Source organism: Paraburkholderia sp. (genome assembly GCF_050742655.1).
Taxonomy (GTDB): Bacteria; Pseudomonadota; Gammaproteobacteria; order Burkholderiales; family Burkholderiaceae; genus Paraburkholderia.
In genome coordinates this window covers 202,154-220,134 of sequence record NZ_JBOIGG010000003.1, presented here as the reverse complement: position 1 = coordinate 220,134, position 17,981 = coordinate 202,154, and the positions used below count along the sequence as shown (strand labels likewise).

Annotated in this window: 16 protein-coding genes and 1 tRNA gene; 11 read left to right on the top strand and 6 right to left on the bottom strand. The window is 64.2% G+C overall.

Annotated elements, in window-relative coordinates; all coding sequences use genetic code 11:
• Positions 1–93: 93 nt before the first annotated feature.
• Both ispD and ispF read left to right on the top strand, forming a co-directional pair.
• Positions 94–804 carry a 2-C-methyl-D-erythritol 4-phosphate cytidylyltransferase gene (gene ispD, locus ACREXZ_RS06145; protein WP_431763152.1) on the top strand — a complete coding sequence of 237 codons (711 nt, stop codon included), beginning with the start codon at positions 94–96 and terminating at the stop codon, positions 802–804.
• A gap of 35 nt (positions 805–839) precedes the next feature.
• Positions 840–1,319, top strand: a complete 480-nt coding sequence (gene ispF, locus ACREXZ_RS06140; RefSeq protein WP_431763151.1) for a 2-C-methyl-D-erythritol 2,4-cyclodiphosphate synthase — start codon at positions 840–842, stop codon at positions 1,317–1,319.
• 87 nt (positions 1,320–1,406) lie between these two features.
• Here ispF and ACREXZ_RS06135 read toward each other — a convergent pair whose 3' ends face one another.
• From ACREXZ_RS06135 to ompR, 4 genes are all read right to left on the bottom strand, one after another.
• Complete coding sequence (locus ACREXZ_RS06135; RefSeq protein ID WP_431763150.1) at positions 1,407–1,931, bottom strand: carboxymuconolactone decarboxylase family protein; 525 nt, start codon at positions 1,929–1,931, stop codon at positions 1,407–1,409.
• Between the two features lie 75 nt (positions 1,932–2,006).
• The gene (locus ACREXZ_RS06130; protein WP_431763149.1) at positions 2,007–2,555 is read right to left on the bottom strand and encodes a peroxiredoxin; all 549 of its coding nucleotides are present in this window, start codon (positions 2,553–2,555) and stop codon (positions 2,007–2,009) included.
• Positions 2,556–2,789: 234 nt separating this feature from the next.
• A complete protein-coding gene (locus ACREXZ_RS06125; protein ID WP_431763148.1) occupies positions 2,790–4,139 on the bottom strand; it encodes an ATP-binding protein in 1,350 nt (449 codons plus the stop codon).
• A 32-nt stretch (positions 4,140–4,171) separates the two neighbouring features.
• Positions 4,172–4,906: an osmolarity response regulator transcription factor OmpR gene (gene ompR / locus ACREXZ_RS06120; protein WP_006048917.1), complete on the bottom strand. Its 735-nt coding sequence runs from the start codon at positions 4,904–4,906 to the stop codon at positions 4,172–4,174.
• Between the two features lie 229 nt (positions 4,907–5,135).
• Here ompR and ACREXZ_RS06115 point away from each other — a divergent pair, with 229 nt between their 5' ends.
• The 3 genes from ACREXZ_RS06115 (at position 5,136) to ACREXZ_RS06105 (ending at position 8,478) form a co-directional block, all read left to right on the top strand.
• Positions 5,136–5,459: a hypothetical protein gene (locus ACREXZ_RS06115; protein WP_431763355.1), complete on the top strand. Its 324-nt coding sequence runs from the start codon at positions 5,136–5,138 to the stop codon at positions 5,457–5,459.
• A gap of 177 nt (positions 5,460–5,636) precedes the next feature.
• Positions 5,637–7,205 carry a DUF1800 domain-containing protein gene (locus ACREXZ_RS06110; RefSeq protein ID WP_431763147.1) on the top strand — a complete coding sequence of 523 codons (1,569 nt, stop codon included), beginning with the start codon at positions 5,637–5,639 and terminating at the stop codon, positions 7,203–7,205.
• Between the two features lie 49 nt (positions 7,206–7,254).
• Entirely contained in the window at positions 7,255–8,478 is a 1,224-nt protein-coding gene (locus ACREXZ_RS06105; RefSeq protein ID WP_431763146.1) for a DUF1501 domain-containing protein, read from the top strand.
• A 19-nt stretch (positions 8,479–8,497) separates the two neighbouring features.
• On the opposite strand, the gene hpnD is transcribed toward ACREXZ_RS06105, so the two are convergent.
• Entirely contained in the window at positions 8,498–9,322 is an 825-nt protein-coding gene (gene hpnD / locus ACREXZ_RS06100; RefSeq protein ID WP_431763145.1) for a presqualene diphosphate synthase HpnD, read from the bottom strand.
• Between the two features lie 231 nt (positions 9,323–9,553).
• Here hpnD and ACREXZ_RS06095 point away from each other — a divergent pair.
• Both ACREXZ_RS06095 and ACREXZ_RS06090 read left to right on the top strand, forming a co-directional pair.
• Positions 9,554–9,640: transfer RNA gene (locus tag ACREXZ_RS06095), tRNA-Leu, on the top strand.
• Between the two features lie 239 nt (positions 9,641–9,879).
• Positions 9,880–10,146, top strand: coding sequence for a DUF4148 domain-containing protein (locus ACREXZ_RS06090; protein ID WP_431763144.1), 267 nt, complete (start codon positions 9,880–9,882; stop codon positions 10,144–10,146).
• Between the two features lie 139 nt (positions 10,147–10,285).
• Here ACREXZ_RS06090 and ACREXZ_RS06085 read toward each other — a convergent pair whose 3' ends face one another.
• Positions 10,286–10,600: a hypothetical protein gene (locus ACREXZ_RS06085; protein ID WP_431763143.1), complete on the bottom strand. Its 315-nt coding sequence runs from the start codon at positions 10,598–10,600 to the stop codon at positions 10,286–10,288.
• Between the two features lie 203 nt (positions 10,601–10,803).
• Here ACREXZ_RS06085 and ACREXZ_RS06080 point away from each other — a divergent pair, with 203 nt between their 5' ends.
• The 4 genes from ACREXZ_RS06080 (at position 10,804) to ACREXZ_RS06065 (ending at position 17,949) form a co-directional block, all read left to right on the top strand.
• A complete protein-coding gene (locus tag ACREXZ_RS06080) occupies positions 10,804–11,583 on the top strand; it encodes a class II aldolase/adducin family protein (RefSeq protein ID WP_431763142.1) in 780 nt (259 codons plus the stop codon).
• 7 nt (positions 11,584–11,590) lie between these two features.
• Positions 11,591–12,577 carry a 2-dehydropantoate 2-reductase gene (locus ACREXZ_RS06075; protein WP_431763141.1) on the top strand — a complete coding sequence of 329 codons (987 nt, stop codon included), beginning with the start codon at positions 11,591–11,593 and terminating at the stop codon, positions 12,575–12,577.
• Positions 12,578–13,153: 576 nt separating this feature from the next.
• Positions 13,154–16,567, top strand: a complete 3,414-nt coding sequence (locus tag ACREXZ_RS06070) for a DUF2339 domain-containing protein (RefSeq protein WP_431763140.1) — start codon at positions 13,154–13,156, stop codon at positions 16,565–16,567.
• The gene (locus ACREXZ_RS06065) at positions 16,564–17,949 is read left to right on the top strand and encodes a DUF3999 domain-containing protein (protein ID WP_431763139.1); all 1,386 of its coding nucleotides are present in this window, start codon (positions 16,564–16,566) and stop codon (positions 17,947–17,949) included. Before ACREXZ_RS06070 ends, ACREXZ_RS06065 begins: the two co-directional genes overlap by 4 nt.
• Positions 17,950–17,981: the final 32 nt, after the last annotated feature.

The window sequence follows — 17,981 nt, the reverse complement described above, 5'->3', positions numbered from 1 at the left end:
CGTGTTGCCCACGGATTGCCCATCTTCGGGCGTGGACTCGAAAGACCTATTATAAAATCCGTCCTTCACTTTCACTCACGGCGTTTGCCTTTCGTGACTTCACGTCTCTTTGCCCTGATTCCGTGCGCGGGCACCGGCAGCCGTTCCGGCTCCACGGTGCCCAAGCAATATCGCATCGTCGCCGGGCGCGACCTGCTGCATTATTCGCTCGCCGCGTTCGACGCCTGCAGCGAATTCGCGCAGACGCTCGTCGCGATCGCCGCCGACGATCCGCACTTCGACGCCCGCCGGTTCGCGGGGCTGCGCTTCGCGGTGCGCCGCTGCGGAGGCGCGTCGCGCCAGGCAACGGTGCTGAACGGACTGCGTGCGCTCGCGGAGTTCGGCGCACACGACGACGACTGGGTACTCGTGCATGATGCCGCGCGCCCAGGTATCACGCCGGCGCTGATCCGCACGCTGGTCGCGGCTGTGAAGGACGACCCGGTGGGCGGCATCATGGCGCTGCCGGTCGCCGACACGCTTAAGCGCATCGCGCCGGACGGCGACGGACGGATTGCCCGCACGGAAGCGCGTGACGGACTCTGGCAGGCGCAGACGCCGCAGATGTTCCGCATCGGCATGCTGCGCGACGCGATTCTCGCCGCGCAGCGCGAAGGCCACGACCTGACCGACGAAGCGAGCGCGATCGAATGGCTCGGCCATGCACCGCGTCTCGTGCAGGGCAGCTTGCGCAATTTCAAGGTCACTTACCCGGAAGACTTCGGCCTCGCCGAGGCGATGCTCAGCCGGCCGCCGGCGCCTTAGGCCTTACTTCATTTTCAACGAACGGACTCACGCATATGGATTTCAGGATCGGACAAGGGTACGACGTGCATGCGCTGGTGCCGGGGCGGCCGCTGATCATCGGTGGCGTGACGGTGCCGTACGACCGCGGCCTGCTCGGCCATTCCGACGCCGACGTGCTGCTGCACGCGATCACCGATGCGTTGTTCGGCGCGGCCGCGCTGGGCGACATCGGCCGTCACTTTCCCGATACTGATAAGCAGTTCTTCGGCGCGAACAGCCGTGTGCTGCTGCGCGAATGCGCGGCACGGGTCGCGAAGGCGGGGTTTTCGATCGTCAATGTGGACAGCACCGTGATCGCGCAGGCGCCGAAGCTCGCGCCGCACATCGATGCGATGCGCGCGAACATCGCCGACGATCTCGGGCTGCCGCTCGAGCGCGTCAACGTGAAGGCGAAGACCAACGAGAAGCTTGGCTATCTGGGTCGGAGCGAGGGCGTCGAGGCACAGGCCGCGGTGCTGTTGAATCGCGATTAAGACATGCGGCACGGCCCGCGCGGGCTCGTGCGAAAGACACACTCCGCGCGGCCGTTTATACGATGCGCCGGTTGCCGGCGCAGCCGCTTATTTCCCTTCTGCTTCGAGCACCAGCGCAGCGGCATTGACGACCGCCGCGATGCGGCCGACGTCGCGCACCTGCGTCGAGCTCATGCCTTCGGCGAGCAGCGTCTCGAAGTGCGACTTCACGCAGAAATGGCATTTACCGATAATCGACGCGGCCAGCGCATACATTTCGAAGCGGCGCTTGTCGATGCCGCCGTGCGACGCGTAAGCGTTCATCCGCAGACCGGCCGGTTGCGACTTGAGGTCGGCGTTGCCCGTCATCTCGACGTACGGGTACCACACGTTGTTCATGCCCATCAGCGCGGAGGCGGTCAGCGCGGCGTTCGTTTCTTCCGGTGACAGCACGCCTGCGTTGCGGATCGCGTCGATCAGCGTCTTGCTCTTCGCGGCAAACGCGGCGGCCAGCGCAACACCGACGGCGTCGTTGCCTTCGAGCGACGAGCGGCCAATCGTGCCGTCGAGGTTCAGGCGGATGTCCTTTGCGTAGTCGGGGATGAGTTCCTTAATCGCGCCCAAGAATTCCATTAACTTCTCCTATCAATCTGTCGCAAAAAAAGCCCGCCGGCTCTTTCAAGCGTAGCGGGCTCCGGTTGGCCACGCTTACAGCGTTGCGCCACCGACTGTACGGTTGCACGGGCACAGTTCGTCCGTTTGCAGACCGTCGAGAATGCGCAGAACTTCGTCCGGGTTACGGCCGACGTTCAGGTTGTTCACCGACACGTGCTGGATCGTGTTGTCCGGATCGACGATGAACGTCGCGCGCAGTGCGACGCCGGCTTCCTTGTCGCGCACGCCGAGCTGGTCGATCAGTTCGCCCTTGACGTCGCCGAACGCGTAGTGGTTCAGCTTGTCGAGGTCCTTGTGTTCACGGCGCCATGCGAGCTTCACGAATTCGTTGTCGACGCTGCCGCCGAGCAGCACGGCGTCACGCTCTTCGAAGTGCTTCGTGAGCTTGCCGAATTCGACGATTTCGGTCGGGCACACGAAGGTGAAGTCCTTCGGGTAGAAATAGATGATCTTCCACTTGCCCGGGAACGACTGTTCGGTGATTTCTTCGAACGCCGACACGCCGTTTTCTTCATGATGATTGAAGCCCGGCTTCGCTGCAGTGACGGTGAATGCTTCGAGTTTATCGCCGACGGTTTTCATGCAGATGCTCCTGTAGAGAGGTTTCAAATGGGTGAGTCAAACAGATGTTCAAGCTACCTGCGCGGTGTAACGAAGGCGTTACATACTTGGACTATAACTCTATTGATTAATGGCATCAATAGGTTTTGACTAATAAACTGGATAGTTTTTATTCAATGCGCCGATAGGGAACTCCGGCGCATTGCGTGATTGGTTCAACTTGAGAAAAAACGGCTCGGTTGCCGTTGGGTGCCCTCAGGTGCCCTTGGCGAGCGGAAACTCGATCGTCACCTCGAGGCCCGGCCCCGGTGACCGGTTGCGCAGCCGGAGCGTGCCGCGATAGCGGCCGACGAGCCGCTGCACGATCGCCATGCCGAGCCCGGTGCCGTTTGCCTGGGTTCGCGCGGAATTGACGCGATAGAACGGTCGCGTGACGAGCGCAAGCTGGTCCTCTGGAATGCCGGGTCCCTCGTCGACCACCGATAGCTCGACGCGCGAATGCGAGACGCGCGTTTCGAGGATCACGTGCGGAATGCCGTCGGCTTCGCTCAACCCATACTTGCGCGCATTCTCGACCAGGTTGCCGACGACGCGCCGCATGTCGGTCTCGTCGGCCTCGATCACCGCTGACGGCGCGAGGCGCGTGATCAGCCGCATGCCATCCTCGTTCGACATCCGGGCCGCCAGTTCGCCGGCGATCACCGACAGGTCGACCGGCTCGAGCATACGTTGCACCGGTCGCGCGTAATCGAGGAAGCGGCCGATGATCATATCCATCTGCTCGATGTCGTCGACCATCGCGTCTTTCGTCGTCTGATCCGATGGACTCATTTCGGTTTCGAGCCGCAGCCGCGCGAGCGGCGTGCGCAGATCGTGCGAAATGCCCGCGAGCATCAGCGCGCGATCCGCCTCGAGCTGATCGAGGTCCTGCACCATCTGGTTGAAGCTGCGATTGGTTTCGGCGGCGACGCCCATGCCGCGTTCGGGCAATGGCTCGGGCGACTGTCCCGAACCCACCTTGCGCGCGGCCATCGCGAGCCGCGCGAACGGACGGTTCACGAGACTCGTGATGAACGCCGCGCCGAACAACGACAGCGCGAGCGCGAAGACGCCCCAGCCGGCCCACTGCAGACCGGTCGCGTTATCGAGCTGATCGCGGTCGAGCGCGACCCAGTAGTCGTCGTCGTCGATCTTGAAGCTGATCCACACGCCCGGGATGTCGTTGACCGATTGCGCGATCACTGTGTCGTCGCCGAGCCGGCCGCGGATGTCGTGTTCGATCAGCCGGTTCAGCGCTTCGTCCGGCTGGAGGCGGTACTTGTCGGTGGTCTCGCGCGGATAGACGCGCACGCCCTCGTTGCTCTCCAGATCCTGCAGCAGTGCGCGCCGCAGATCAGGATCGGAATAGAGGAGTGCGGTACGCGTGAGCTTCACGATCGCGACGAGCTGCAACGCGACCCGCTGCGCGCGCGGTTCGCGTTCGATGACGCGGAAGCTCTGGAACCAGGCGGCGAGACTGACTGCGATCAGCAACGCGATCAGTAAAAAAGTCCGCCAGAAAAGGCCGCCGAACGCGAGCGTCAGGAGGCGCCGGTCAATCCGCATGGGCCCTTCATGTCGAGAGAAAGCAAACAGACTCAGGCTGCGCCGTCGGGGATGAACACGTATCCGAGACCCCACACGGTCTGGATGAAACGAGGGCTGCCGGGATCGGGCTCGATCAGTTTGCGTAGCCGTGAAATCTGCACGTCGAGGCTGCGGTCGAACACTTCGTATTCACGGCCGCGCGCGAGCTCCATCAGTTTTTCGCGCGACAGCGGTTGACGCGGATGACGCGCAAACACCTTCAGCACGGAGAACTCGCCCGTGGTGAGCGGAATCTCCTGACCGGCCTTGGTGAGCGTGCGCGTGGCGAGGTTGAGTGCGAACTCGCCGAACTCGAACACCTCGGTGGTTTCGGACGGCGCACCCGGCAATTCCGACGGCGACTGCCGACGCAGCACCGCATGAATGCGCGCGACGAGTTCGCGCGGATTGAACGGCTTCGGCAGATAGTCGTCGGCGCCCATCTCGAGCCCGACGATACGGTCGACGTCCTCGCCCTTTGCCGTGAGCATGATGATCGGCGTGCGATCGTTGCTGCCGCGCAGACGCCGGCAGATGGAAAGCCCGTCTTCGCCTGGCAGCATCAGGTCCAGCACGAGCAGATCGAAACGCTCGCGAACCCACAGCTTGTTCATTGACGGAGCGTTTTCGGCGACGTAGACGTTGAAGCCCTGTTCGCCGAGATAGCGGCGCAGCAAGTCGCGAAGACGCGGGTCGTCATCGACGACGAGGATTTTCGAAGGGTTTTTGGTTTCCATGGTCGGCATCTTAGCGCGATTAGAAAGGGGTGCGCGGTCGCAGCAATTCGCGGGTTACAGTCAGTTACAAAATTTACCCGCATCGTGGCACGGCGTAAAGCGTCGACGCGTAGACTCCTTTACTGATTGCGGCTGTTCGGTGGATACTTCACACGACTAAAACTCTCGCACCCGGCTTTGCAGCGGGGTCTGTACACGCATTTGAGGTAGCCGGTTGCCGCGCGACGAAGGGAACAAGATGAAGGGAGGGGGCTGGCCGAACGTGCGGCTGAGCATCACTGCGCTGGCTGTAGCCGGCACGCTCGCAGGCACCCTTGGCCCGCAATCCGCCCATGCCCAGTCCCCCGATCACGCCGCGAGTCCTCACGTCCACCCGCACTTCAAGCTCAATCGTCAGTCACGCAATCCGGATCGTTCCGCCTCTGCTTCGGATTCGATGATGCGCCCAGTGGTTCCTCCCGATCTCGATCAACGTCGCCGTGACGGTCACATGACGCCCGAAGAGCGGCGTCTGTTACGCCAGCATATCGAAGACGCCGTCCGCGAGCTGTACAAGCGATAGATGCCGCGCGCGTCGTGTGCCGCGGAATGAGTTGCCGACGAACGTCCTGTTCCTTTCGAAGCGATTGCATCGTCAACGGAAGTCCGCACGACTCCGTTGAATCCGGCAGACGAACGCATCGCCCCTCGCACGGGCCCGAGCCGTGCGGTACGACGGCGTGAACGGAACACACGAACGATGAACCTCTTTCAGCGGCTCGCCCGATCGGTACTGACCGCTGTGCTCGTGGTCGTCGCGGTAACCGCGGCCAGTGTCTTCGCCGCGCCGCACAGGTCGTCGCATCGGGTCGCGACTGCGCCTGCGAGCGCCGCTTCCGTCGAAGATCAAACGCTGCTGGATGCGGACGACGCACGTTTCTTCCTGACCCGCACCGGCTTTGCACCGGACGCCGCCGAAGTGGCGAACTATGTCGGGCTGACGCGCGAACAGGCGGTCGATCGCGTGCTGGCCGCGACGCGGACCGACGCGATCACGCCGCTGCCCGCATGGACCAGCGAACCGATTCCGACGCGCGCCGAACGCAGCGCATGGACGCCCGACGAGCGCCGCGACGAACAGCGAACACGCGGCCAGCGTTACGACGAATTACGCGCGTGGTGGGTCCGCGAAATGATCGCGACGCCGTCGCCGCTCACTGAGCGCATGACGCTCTTCTGGCACAACCACTTCACATCGGGGCAGGACAAGGTTGGCTATCCGCAACTGATGGCGAATCAGAACGCCCTGTTGCGGCGCGACGCGCTCGGCAACTTCGGTGCGATGTTGCACGACGTCGCGAAAGATCCCGCGATGCTGCTGTATCTCGACGGCGCCGGCAGCCGCAAGGGCAAGCCCAACGAAAATTTTGCCCGCGAGGTGATGGAGCTGTTCACGCTCGGCGAGGGACACTATTCGCAACGCGACGTGTCCGAGGCCGCGCGTGCCTACACCGGCTGGACGCTCGATCCCGACACGCAGGCCTACGTGTGGCGCGCGGCCATGCACGACGACGGCATCAAGACCGTGCTCGGACAGAGCGGTGCGTTCGACGGCGATGAAACACTCGATATCCTGCTCGCGCGCCCCGAAACGTCGACGTTCATCGCGACGAAGCTGTGGCGCGAGTTCGTCTCCGACACCCCCGATCCGGCGCGCGTGGCTATCGTCGCCGAGCGTTTCCGTGCGAGCCGTTATGACATCAAGACGGCCCTGCGCGCGCTGTTTCTGAGCGACGCGTTCTGGAGCGACGACAATCGCGGCGTGCTGGTCAAGTCGCCGACGGAATTCGTCGTCGGTGCGTTGCGTGCATTCGATATCGGGTACGACACGACCGCGCCTTTCGCCGCGACGATCCGCAATCTCGGCGAGAACCTGTTCTATCCGCCGAACGTGAAGGGCTGGCCCGGCGGCGAGACGTGGATCAACAGCTCGACCTTGCTGGCGCGCAAACAGTTCGTCGAGCAGTTGTTCCGTGCAACCGAAGCCGCGCGGATGCCACGCCCGAAAGCGGTGGCCACTGGCATGCAGACGATGCAGCCCGCGCCGCACGTTGCTGCTCGCACGGACCGTGGCGGAGTACGCTTCGATATCGACAACTGGCTCGCGCACTACAACACCACGCCCGGAGCCAAAGCGGGGCTGTCGACCGAACTACAGTTGCAGCATGCGGTGCTGCCCGTCGCGCCCGTCGATGCGATCGAAACGAATTCGACCGGCAGTACGTATCTCGAGGCATTGCTGATGGACCCTGCATACCAACTGAAATGACGGTCATGGTTACCGCAGCGATGACGACGATCACGGATGAGGCGACAGCATGAAGCGACGCAATTTTCTTTCGATGACAGCAGCGGTGGGCACGTCGCTCTGGTTGCCGGGCGCGTTTGCCGCGCAGCAGGCCGCACACGCCGGCGGCGGGGCGACTGCGCAGGGCTACGGCAATCTGCTGATCCTCGTCGAGCTGAAGGGCGGAAACGACGGCTTGAACACCGTCGTGCCTTACGCGGACCCGACGTACTACGCGCTACGCAAAAACATCGGCATCAAACGCGAACAGTTGATCCAGCTCGACGAACGCACTGCGCTGCATCCGTCGCTGAAATCGTTGATGCCGCTGTGGCAAAGCAGGCAGCTCGCGATCGTGCAGGGCGTCAGCTATGCGCAGCCGAACCTGTCGCATTTCCGGTCCATCGAGATATGGGACACTGCGTCGCGCTCCGATCAATATCTGCGCGAAGGATGGCTCACGCGCGCATTTGCGGAGCGGACCGTGCCGACCGGTTTCGTCGGCGATGGCGTGGTGATCGGCAGTGCGGAGATGGGGCCGCTCGCGAACGGCGCGCGCGCGATCGCGCTCGTGAATCCCGCGCAGTTCGCCCGGGCATCGCGACTCGTGACGCCCGTATCGTTGCACGAACGCAATCCCGAACTGGCGCACATCCTCGACGTCGAGAACGACATCGTGAAAGCCGCAGACCGCTTGAGACCGCGCGCCGGTCAATATGCGTTGAAAACGACCTTCCCCGCAGGCGCGTTCGGTACGTCGGTGAAGACCGCGATGCAGGTGCTTGCCGCGAGCGGCACACCGCAAGGTATGCCGCTCGCCGGGCAGGGCGTGGCGGTGATCCGTCTCACGCTGAATGGTTTCGACACGCACCAGAACCAGCCGGGTCAGCAGGCTGCGCTGCTGAAGCAACTGGCCGACGGACTCGCGTCGATGCGCGATGCGCTCATCGAACTCGGCCGATGGAACAGCACGCTGGTGATGACGTATGCCGAATTCGGCCGGCGTCCGCGCGAGAATCAAAGCAACGGTACCGATCACGGGACGGTCGCGCCGCACTTCGTGACGGGTGGCCGGGTGCGCGGCGGTCTTTACGGCGTGGCGCCGATGTTGGCGCAGCTCGACGGCAACGGCAATCTGCCGGTGGGCGTCGATTTCCGGCAACTGTATGCGACCGTGCTCGGCCCGTGGTGGGGACTCGACGCGCCGTCGATCCTGCAGCAGCGATTCGAACCGTTACCGCTGCTGCGCGCGTGAATACGGTCGAGCGGGCAGGTCAGGCCGCGCGCCACGCGAGCCACAGCTTGCGGATCGGCGTGAGCGCGATGCGCTGGTGCAGTACCTGATAGCCGTCGCGCTCGATTTCGTCGAGCAGCGCGAGGGCATGCGCGGCTAGCGCGCGCAACGTGCGTTGCGTGCGGCGCTCTTCTCTGGGCAGCGCGGCGAGCGCAGTGCGCAACGCATCGCGGGCACGCTCCGTCTGGAAGCGCATTAACGCGGTGAACGCATCGCTGTAGCGGCGATTGATCAGATCCGCTGCGGTCACGTTGAAGCGCTGCAGCTCGTCGATCGGGAGATAGATGCGACCGTGGCGCGCGTCGTCACCGACATCGGCGATGATCTGCGCGAGCATCAACGCATGGCCGAGCGGCGCGGCCCACTGCGACGCCTGCTCGGGCGCACGCGCGGTCGCGCGTGCGACGATCGACGCGAACGTGCTGCCGACGCTGTCGATATAGCGCCGCAGATTCGGGTAGTCGAGATAGCGCGCCTGATCCAGATCCATTTCGAAACCGGAGAGCAGGGACTGCAGCGCGGGCGATTCGGTCGCCACGTCGTCGAGATGAGCGGCCAGCGCTTTCGACACCGGATGCGACGGCGAGCCCGCCTCGAGCGCAGCCATTTCCTTTTGCCACCACGCGAGACGGGTGCGTCCGATGGTCGGGTCGCTGGTTTCCTTCACCGTCTCCTCGAACTCGCGACGCAGCGCGAAGAGGGCGGTCAACAGCGGCTGGCGTGCGAACGGCGCGCGGCGCAGCGCGTAGTAGCTGCTCGATCCGGGCGGTGCTGCTTTTTGCTGGCAGTAGTCGTCGAAATTCACTTGGGCGGGACGTGGGGGACGCGGACACAGGCCTGCGCGCAGACGTTGTTTGCTGCCCGGCGCGGCCTTCGACGAAAGCCGGAAATTGTAGCATCGGACCTGGCTCGGACATGCAGACAAGCCGGGGACGATCAGTTAGAATTTCGGCCTTACGCTTTCAGGTGCCGCTTCCAGCATGCACCTGCGGGCAAGCCAGACATCGGACGCACGTGCTGCATGCGTCGTCCGGCTGCGAGGATGGCGAAATTGGTAGACGCACCAGGTTTAGGTCCTGACGCCAGCAATGGTGTAGGGGTTCGAGTCCCCTTCCTCGCACCATACTTCTCACGAAAACCCGCCGGTCGAAAGACCGGCGGGTTTTTGCTTTTGGGGCGCCAGATAAACGGTCAGTAACGGGTGACCGAGCGACGCGGGCCGGGATTCACTCGATTTTAAGCAACAGTGATTTTCATGAATAAGGGTTTACCCTATATCAATTGTTCTTTAGAGTTCTGGTATCGGCGAGGGGCGTTTTCTGACGGCTCCCGTCTCAATAAAGAATCCCGGAGGTTAAGAGCATGAAATCGCTGTTTGAAGCTATCGCCATTGCTGCATTGATTACCGCGCCGCTCGCGGCGTTTGCCCAGTCGACCAACCAGCCGCTGACCCGTGCGGAGGTTCGCGCCGATCTCGTTCGCGTGGAGCAAGCGGGTTTCGATCCGACCGATCGGCTTCATTATCCGCAGAACATTCAGGCTGCCGAAGCGCGCATTGCTGCGCAAAACGCGGCGCACGACAGCGGCGTTGGGGCATCGACGAACGGTTCGTCGCAGTCGGGGCAGTAACGCGTTGTCCGTTGTTCCCTCCGCTTGGCGCGAATTTCAAGCCGGCGCGGCAAGTTGGTGATTCTTCAGTCGATTCGATCATGGCGTGCAAGATTGGACCTGAGAGTGAGCCGGCGTAAAGCAGCACGCGAAGTTAGTTTTACTCCGGGTCGGGCGACGCCAAGCCGTTGCGATGGCTGTTCGAGCAATTCTTGCCGTTGCTTCGTTGCAACAAAATGCGTAATCGGTATTTGTACCCGTTGCTGTGAAATTGCTTGCCGTGCAATCTCGGTATGCCTTCCGAGGGCATGGGCATACAGGAGAAGAAGCGCACAGCCATCCAGCCCGGTTGTAAAACCAAAAAACGGTCGAGAGAATGCGAAAACGCGCCTCGCCGCCCAATCAAGCCCGCTCTGCGGGCTTTTCTTTTTGATGCGCCGCGATCAGTTGCACGCAGCATTTCAACGCCGACCATGACGCGGGAGCATTTTCGCCATGATCCGCGGCACGCAGGATGGCGCGCGCAGGAGCGGGGCGCCTGCGTGCTTCATCGTCGATGTCTCTCGGTGTAGCTACGTCGAATCTCGTTGCACGTGCAACCATATGAGATCATTCTGTAGAATGAGGGAAACGCTGTTCGATATCCCCACCCAGATCGTCGAGAGTCAGGAGGTCGTCATGCAAGCAGTCGATTCCCCATCCGCAAATGCCATCAAAAACTCCGATCCAGCCGACGGCGAGCGTGCGTTGCGCATCCAGCTGGCCGGCACGTATCGTCTGTTCGCGATGCTCGGCTGGACCGAGTTGATCTACAACCACATCACCGTGCGTGTCCCGGGCCCGGAGACGCATTTCCTGATCAATCCGTTTGGCCTTCATTACACCGAGGTCACCGCGTCGAATCTGGTCAAAATCGATCTGGAGGGACGCGTGATCGGCAACGCGGACTATCCGGTTAATCCGGCCGGCTTCGTCGTTCATGCGGCGATTCATCGTGCGCGTCCCGATGCGCATTGCGTGATGCACACGCATACCACAGCCGGTCTCGCGGTCGCGTGCTCGCAGGCGGGCCTCGAGAACTCGAACTTCTATTCCGCGCAGCTCGACGGGATGGTCGCGTATCACGACTTCGAGGGCATCACGATACGTGCCGACGAAGGTCCGCGTCTCATCGAGCATTTCGGCGACAAGTCGCTGCTGATCCTGCGTAACCACGGTCTGCTGGCCGTCGGGACGACGATCGCCCTGGCCTTCTCGCGACTATGGACGCTCAACCGCGCCTGCGAGATCCAGCTGGCGACCGCCGCGCTCGGTCCCGCGCGCGTGATTGCGGACGACATCGCCGCGCGCTGCACGCGCGATTCGCTGCAGTTCGACCCGCGTCACGGCGCCGGCCGCGACGTGCTCGATGCACTGCTGCGTCAGGTCGACCGGCTCGATCCGTCCTACCGCGACTGAGGCAGACATGAGCGTTTCTTCTCCCCGTACCGTCGTAGTCGGCGCCGGAGCGATCGGCGGTCTGATCGCGGCGACGCTCGCGCGCGCCGGTCATACCGTCGGCGTGCTCGCGCGCGGCAAAACACTCGATGCAATTCGTGCGGATGGCATCCGTGTGCTCGACGGCGATCGCGAATCGAAGGTCGACGTTGCAGCCGACGACGATCCCGCCGTATTGGGCGTTCAGGATTTCGTGGTGGTCGCGTTGAAGGCGCAGGCGCTGCCATCCATCGCGGCGAGCCTGCGCCCGCTCGTCGGTCCGCACACCGTGATCGTCTCTGCGATGAACGGTCTGCCGTGGTGGTTTCTCGACGGCGTCGGCGACCCGCTCGCCGGCGGGCCCATCGAAGCGGTCGATCCCGCCGGCGTCGTGTCGGCGGCGCTGCCGTGCGCGCAGTCGATCGGTTGCGTCGTGCATCTGTCGTCGTCGACCGATGCGCCCGGTGTGATCCGTCGCGGTCGCGGCAATCAGTTGATCGTTGGCGCGGTGCGCGACGATCTGTCCGCGACGGCTCGCGCATTGGCTACGTCGTTGCAGGAGGGCGGCTTCGACGTCACGGTAACCGGCGATATCCGCACGGAGATCTGGGCGAAGCTGTGGGGCAACATGAACATGAATCCGCTGAGCGCGCTGACTGGGTCTACCGCGAGCCAGTTGCTCGACGATCCGTTCACGCATGCTCTCGTGCTGCGCATGATGGAGGAGGCGGAGCAGATCGGCGAACGACTCGGGCTGTCGACCGGCATGAGCGCGCCGGAGCGCGTCGCGATGACGCGCAAGCTCGGCGCGTTCAGGACCTCGATGTTGCAGGACTTCGAGGCGGGCCGCGCGCTCGAGATCGGCCCGATCCTCGGTGTGTTTCCAGAGCTGGGTCGTCGGCTGAATGTGCCCACACCGTATTGCGATGCGGTGCTCGGGTTGTTGCAGCAACGAGCGGCGAATAGCGGACTCTGATTCTGGAAGCCGATCCGCTCGAATCGATAAGCCCGCGCAAGCGGGCTTTTTTATCTGTGCGAAAAGCGCGCCGTCGGTCGATTCCATCGCGGGCAATATCACACGCTCCGTTGGTTATCCAGAAAATAGCCAGGCGGCATACGAGATATGCACCATTGCCAGAACTGGACGCTCACGAATAAATCGGTCATATTTCGATGCGTTGGAGAATGTGTGGGGAAAATATATCGATCTTGCCCGGACGCCTTTGTCTGGGCGGCAAGGCAACCGACTCAGGCACAGTTCGAAACAATAGACCGAAAGAAAACCAACTAACGTCAATGTCTAGAATCGGACCAGTTAAATCATCGCTAATCGAGATAAGCACGACACCGCGCCATTCTTCACGCCGATTTCCGGTCGGACAGCGCAAATGAGCGCGAATGCCACCGGCCGCCACGCGACGTACTCAATCCGTTTCGCCGGAGTTTCGAGTGCTATCGCGATGCCAGTTGAAAATATCGTCGTGAATGGCCGTTCGGAGTGTGTCGGTCGACGGATATTCCCGTCGACATCGCGAGGGGGGAGAGAACAACGATGATATGGATTCTGGGGATTGCCGGTCTCGTGATCGGTTCGATCGCGGCGTTCGTGAACGACTGGTCGATCGGCGGCACCGCTGCGGTTGGAGCGATCGCAGGCGCGCTGCTCGGCCGTCTGCTGCGGGACCGTGGAGCGGCCGATCGCCCACCGGGCGATGCGAGTTCGACGGGGGCACCGACGACGGGGGCACCGACGGCGCCGTCAGCGTCGAGGTCAGCGGCTCTCAATGACTGGACCACGTCCGGTTCGCTCGCCGCGCGCGTCGAACGGCTCGAATGGGAAGTGTCGACGCTCAAGCGCGAACTCGGGCAACTGCGCGAGCAGCCGGGAGCGGCGGAAGCACATTCGGCCGTGCAAGCCGGGGAACCCACGCTTCCAGCGGACGAGCCCATCGAAACAAAAGCAGCCACAGCCGATGCGGACACGACGACAACCGTACCGCTCGCTGTCACACCGTCATCAGCACGCGCCACGGCCGCCACACCCGCGCCCGCACCCACCGCCGAAGCATCACCCGCACTCACCGCGAGCGCCTCGCCGGCATCCGACGACGCACCTGCCGCCACACCGGTATCCCTGCCGCGCCCGCCGCAGATCCCCGCCGGCCCCAATCTCTTCGAACGGGGGTTCAAGGCCGCCCGCGACTGGCTGTTCGGCGGCAACACGGTGGTACGCGTCGGGATCGTCGTGCTGTTCTTCGGCGTCGCGTTCCTGCTCAAATACGCAGCCGACAACAACATGCTGCCGATCGAATTCCGGCTCGCCGGGGTCGCGCTCGCGGCGGCTGTGCTGCTTGGCATTGGCTGGCGCATCGGCGATCGTCGCGGCGCCTATGGGCTCGTGCTGCAGGGCGGCGGTGTCGGTGTGCTGTATCTCACGGTGTTCGCTGCGACCCGCCTTTACCATCTGCTGCCCGGCGGCGCTGCATTCCCGCTGATGGTCGCGATCTGCGCGCTGAGCGCGTTTCTCGCGGTACGCCAGGACGCGCGGTCGCTCGCATTCATGGGCAGCGCGGGCGGTTTCCTCGCGCCGGTGCTGCTTGCGACCGGCGGCGGCAGTCACGTGATGCTGTTCGGCTACTACGCGTTGCTGAACGCGGGCATCTTCGCGATCGCATGGTTCAAGGCGTGGCGTCCGCTCAATCTGCTCGGCTTCGTCTTCACGTTCGCGATCGGCACCGCGTGGGGCGTGACCGCGTATCGTCCGGCACTGTTCGCGAGCACCGAGCCGTTCCTGATCCTGTTCTTCCTGATGTACGTCGGCATCGCGCTGCTCTATGCGGTGCGTCGCGAGATCGCGTTGCTGCACTACGTCGACGGCACGCTCGTGTTCGGCACGCCGGTCGTCGCGATCGGTCTGCAGGCGGCGTTGCTGAAGGACGTCGAGTTTGGACTCGCGTGGAGCGCGGTCGCGCTCGCGGCGTTCTATCTGGCGATCGCCGCGTGGCTCATGCCCCGACGCGCGCGCCTCGGACTGCTGTTCGAATCGATGCTCGCGGTCGCCGTGATCTTCGCGACGCTCGCGATTCCGCTCGCGTTTTCCGGCCCGACGACGAGCGCCGCGTGGGCGATCGAAGGCTCGGCAGTCGTGTGGCTCGGCGTACGCCAGCGGCGTCATGCGCCGCTCGGTTTCGGGCTCGCGATGCAGGTCGCGGCGGCGGGTGCATTCGTGGTCGGCATCGCGTTCGATCGGTCGGCTATGGGGCTGCCGATACTGAACAGCGCGTATATCGCCACACTGCTGATCGCGCTGGGCGGGCTCTTCACGGGATGGCTGCTGCACGGCCGGAGCGACGCACGTGCGTGGCATGGATGGCTGCCCGACATCGGGGTCGCCGCTGCAGTATGGGGGCTCGCGTGGTGGATCGGCGGCGGGGCGAACGAGATCGTCGTCCACATGTTGCAGCATGCACCCGTCGACCCCGAGCATGCGACGACTAACGCCTTCACGCTGTTCGCGTTGCTGACCGCGTGGCTCGCGCATACGGTCCGCCGGAAGTTCGCGTGGCCGCTGGCCGAATGGCCGGCGCTCGCGCTCGTCCCGGTGTTCGCGCTGCTCGCCGGCAGCGAGTTCGTGACCTACGGTGCGCCGTTTGCCGCGGTCGGCTGGATCGTGTGGCCGCTCGCGCTGGTCTGTGGCTATCTGCTGCTGTGGCGTCAGCAACGCGACGTCGGCGAACCGCTGCTCGCGCCGCTGCATACGTTGATGTTCTGGACGCTCTGCGGACTGCTTGCACTCGAAGGCTATTGGCAACTGCGTACGTATGTGCCGGAGGGCGCGTGGGCCTGGAGCGCATGGGCGTACGGCTTCGGACTGCTGCTTCTGCTCGTCGCGGGTATCGGTTCGCGGTTGCGCTGGCCGGTGGCGCATTTCGCGCGCGCCTATCAGTTGTGGGGCGCGCTACCGCTCGCCGCGCTGCTGTGGGGCTGGAGTATCGCGAGCACGATCAGCGATGGCGACGCGTCGCCGCTGTTCTGGCTGCCGATCTTCAATCCGCTCGACGTCGCGCAGCTGCTGGTGCTGACCGCAATCGCCGTGTGGCTGCGCCGGCTTGCTGCTCTCGGTGTGCGCTGGCATTTGCGCGCGTTCGACTACGCCGCACTCGCGACCGTCTTTCTGTGGTTCAACGCACTGCTGCTGCGCACACTGCATCACCGGTTCGGCGCCGCTTACGACATCGACGCGGTGTTCGATTCGTTCGGCTTCCAGCAGGTGTTTCTGGTCGGCTGGAGCGCGTTCGCCTTCGCCGGCATGTGGCTCGCGCGACGCGACAGTCTCGTGCGACTCTGCGCGATCGCGTCGACGCCACTCGTCGCCGCGATGTGGCTGTGGACCTTCTATGCAAACCTGACGCAGGACGGCGGCAGCTGGGCGCGCGTGCCGCTCTTCAATCCGCTCGATCTCGTCCAGGTCGTCGTCTATGCGGTCGCGGCGCTGTGGTTCGTGCGCGTGCGACGTCTCGGTGCGCCAGGCAGAGACCCGTTGCACGAGTTCCGGCTGCCGCTGCAGGTGCTGGTCGGCGCAACGGCGTTCCTGTGGCTCAATACGATGCTGCTGCGTACGCTGCACCACTGGACCGGCGTACCGTACGTGTTCGACGACATGGCGCAGTCGACGCTCGTGCAGGCATCGGTGTCGGTGTTCTGGACCGTCTGCGCGCTCGCGACGACGATCTGGGCGACCCGTAGCAGGCAACGTGCGTTCTGGTTCGTCGGCGCGGCGCTGCTGGCGCTGACGGTGGTCAAGCTGTTCCTGTTCGATCTGTCGCACGTGACGGGTCTCGCGCGCATCGTGTCGTTCATTGGGATCGGTGTGATGCTGCTGCTGATCGGTTACTTTTCGCCGCTGCCGCCGAAGCGCGTAGAGCGCGGCGAGGCTGCAACCTCCACGGGGGAAGGGGATCGATGAAGCGTTTTCTTGGTGGATTCGCATCCGGAGTTGCACTCGTACTCGCAGCCGCATCGTCGACCGCGAGTGCCGCGGATCAAGCGGCCAGTGCGGCCAACGCCTTCGCACACCGGTTCGCACTTGAGCTCGACGGCCACGCCGCGTACTACACGCTGACTGTGCCGGACGCAGTCTACGCGGCGAGCCAGCGCGGTGACCTCGGCGACGTGCGCGTGTTCAACGGCGCGGGCGAGCCGGTGCCATACGCGCTCGACATGCCGCTCGATGTGTCGCAGGCCGGTGCACCCGTGCCGACGACGCTCCGCTCCGTGAAGTGGTTCGCGTTGCCTGCGTCGGCCGCCCAGACACCGTCGGTGCCGCTCGGCGTGACGATCGGCGCGGACGGATCGTTGCGCGCATCGCCGGCGGGAACGGACGCCGCAGGGCGGCAGGTCGATCTCGTCGATCTTGGATCGGGTGCCAGCCCCGCGGTCGCGTTGCAGGTCCACCTGCGCAACGACACGTATCAGGGGCGCGTCGGCGTCGACGCGAGCGACGATCTGCAGAACTGGCAGCCGCTGCCCGACGGACAACTGCTGAAAGCGAGTCGCTCCGGCGACACGATCGCGCAGGAGCGCATCGCACTCGACGGGCTGCGGCTGCGCTATCTGCGGCTGCGCTGGCTCGACGATGCGCCCGATATCGGATCGATCGACGTCGAAGTGCTGGCGGGCGATGCCGCGGCGAAGGACAAAGCGGCCGACGCGGCCGTGTCTCGAGAATGGCACGAAGGCATCGTCGCGCAGGCCGGCACGGCAATCGGCGAGTTCCGGTTCGATACCGGCGGCACCTATCCGGTCGACCGGTTGCGCTTCGGGTTGCCGCAGCCGAATACCGTCGCGCGTGCGACCGTCTATTCGCGACCAGACCCGCAGACGTCATGGCGCGAAGTGTCCGACACGACGCTCTACCGGCTGCAGGGCAAAACGGGCGAGCAGAGCAATGCGCCGCTCGATTTCGCACCGGATGCGGATCGCGAGTGGCGTGTGTCAGTCGATATGCGCAACGGCGGGCTAGGCAGCGGCGCGTTGACGGTGGCGATCGGCTGGCGTCCCGCGTCGCTGACGTTCGTTGCACGCGGCGCGGGACCGTTCACGCTGTCGGTCGGTAACGCGGCGCTGCTGTCGGCTGCCGCGAAGCGCCAGGACATCGTGATCGGCCAGACATCGGATATTGCGACGGCGCGCATCGGTGCGGCACTTGCACCACTGCCGCAAGCCGTCCCGGCACCCGTCGACGACCACGACGCAATGCGCCGCTACGTGCTGTGGGCTGCGCTGGTACTGGCGGTAGGGTCGCTCGCGGCGATCGCATGGCGTCTCGCGCGCGGGACTCGAGCGTAGTCGGACAGATTCGTTCGCCGCAGTACGCGATA

Coding starts and splice junctions, on each gene's coding strand:
- ACREXZ_RS06080 (WP_431763142.1), top strand. CDS start 10,804: ATGCAAGCAGTCGATTCCCCATCCGCAAATGCCATCAAAAACTCCGAT.
- ispF (WP_431763151.1), top strand. CDS start 840: ATGGATTTCAGGATCGGACAAGGGTACGACGTGCATGCGCTGGTGCCG.
- ACREXZ_RS06085 (WP_431763143.1), bottom strand. CDS start 10,600: ATGGTCGGCGTTGAAATGCTGCGTGCAACTGATCGCGGCGCATCAAAA.
- ACREXZ_RS06125 (WP_431763148.1), bottom strand. CDS start 4,139: ATGCGGATTGACCGGCGCCTCCTGACGCTCGCGTTCGGCGGCCTTTTC.
- ACREXZ_RS06070 (WP_431763140.1), top strand. CDS start 13,154: ATGATATGGATTCTGGGGATTGCCGGTCTCGTGATCGGTTCGATCGCG.
- ACREXZ_RS06130 (WP_431763149.1), bottom strand. CDS start 2,555: ATGAAAACCGTCGGCGATAAACTCGAAGCATTCACCGTCACTGCAGCG.
- ACREXZ_RS06090 (WP_431763144.1), top strand. CDS start 9,880: ATGAAATCGCTGTTTGAAGCTATCGCCATTGCTGCATTGATTACCGCG.
- ACREXZ_RS06065 (WP_431763139.1), top strand. CDS start 16,564: ATGAAGCGTTTTCTTGGTGGATTCGCATCCGGAGTTGCACTCGTACTC.
- ACREXZ_RS06105 (WP_431763146.1), top strand. CDS start 7,255: ATGAAGCGACGCAATTTTCTTTCGATGACAGCAGCGGTGGGCACGTCG.
- ACREXZ_RS06075 (WP_431763141.1), top strand. CDS start 11,591: ATGAGCGTTTCTTCTCCCCGTACCGTCGTAGTCGGCGCCGGAGCGATC.
- ACREXZ_RS06115 (WP_431763355.1), top strand. CDS start 5,136: ATGAAGGGAGGGGGCTGGCCGAACGTGCGGCTGAGCATCACTGCGCTG.
- ompR (WP_006048917.1), bottom strand. CDS start 4,906: ATGCCGACCATGGAAACCAAAAACCCTTCGAAAATCCTCGTCGTCGAT.
- ACREXZ_RS06110 (WP_431763147.1), top strand. CDS start 5,637: ATGAACCTCTTTCAGCGGCTCGCCCGATCGGTACTGACCGCTGTGCTC.
- ACREXZ_RS06135 (WP_431763150.1), bottom strand. CDS start 1,931: ATGGAATTCTTGGGCGCGATTAAGGAACTCATCCCCGACTACGCAAAG.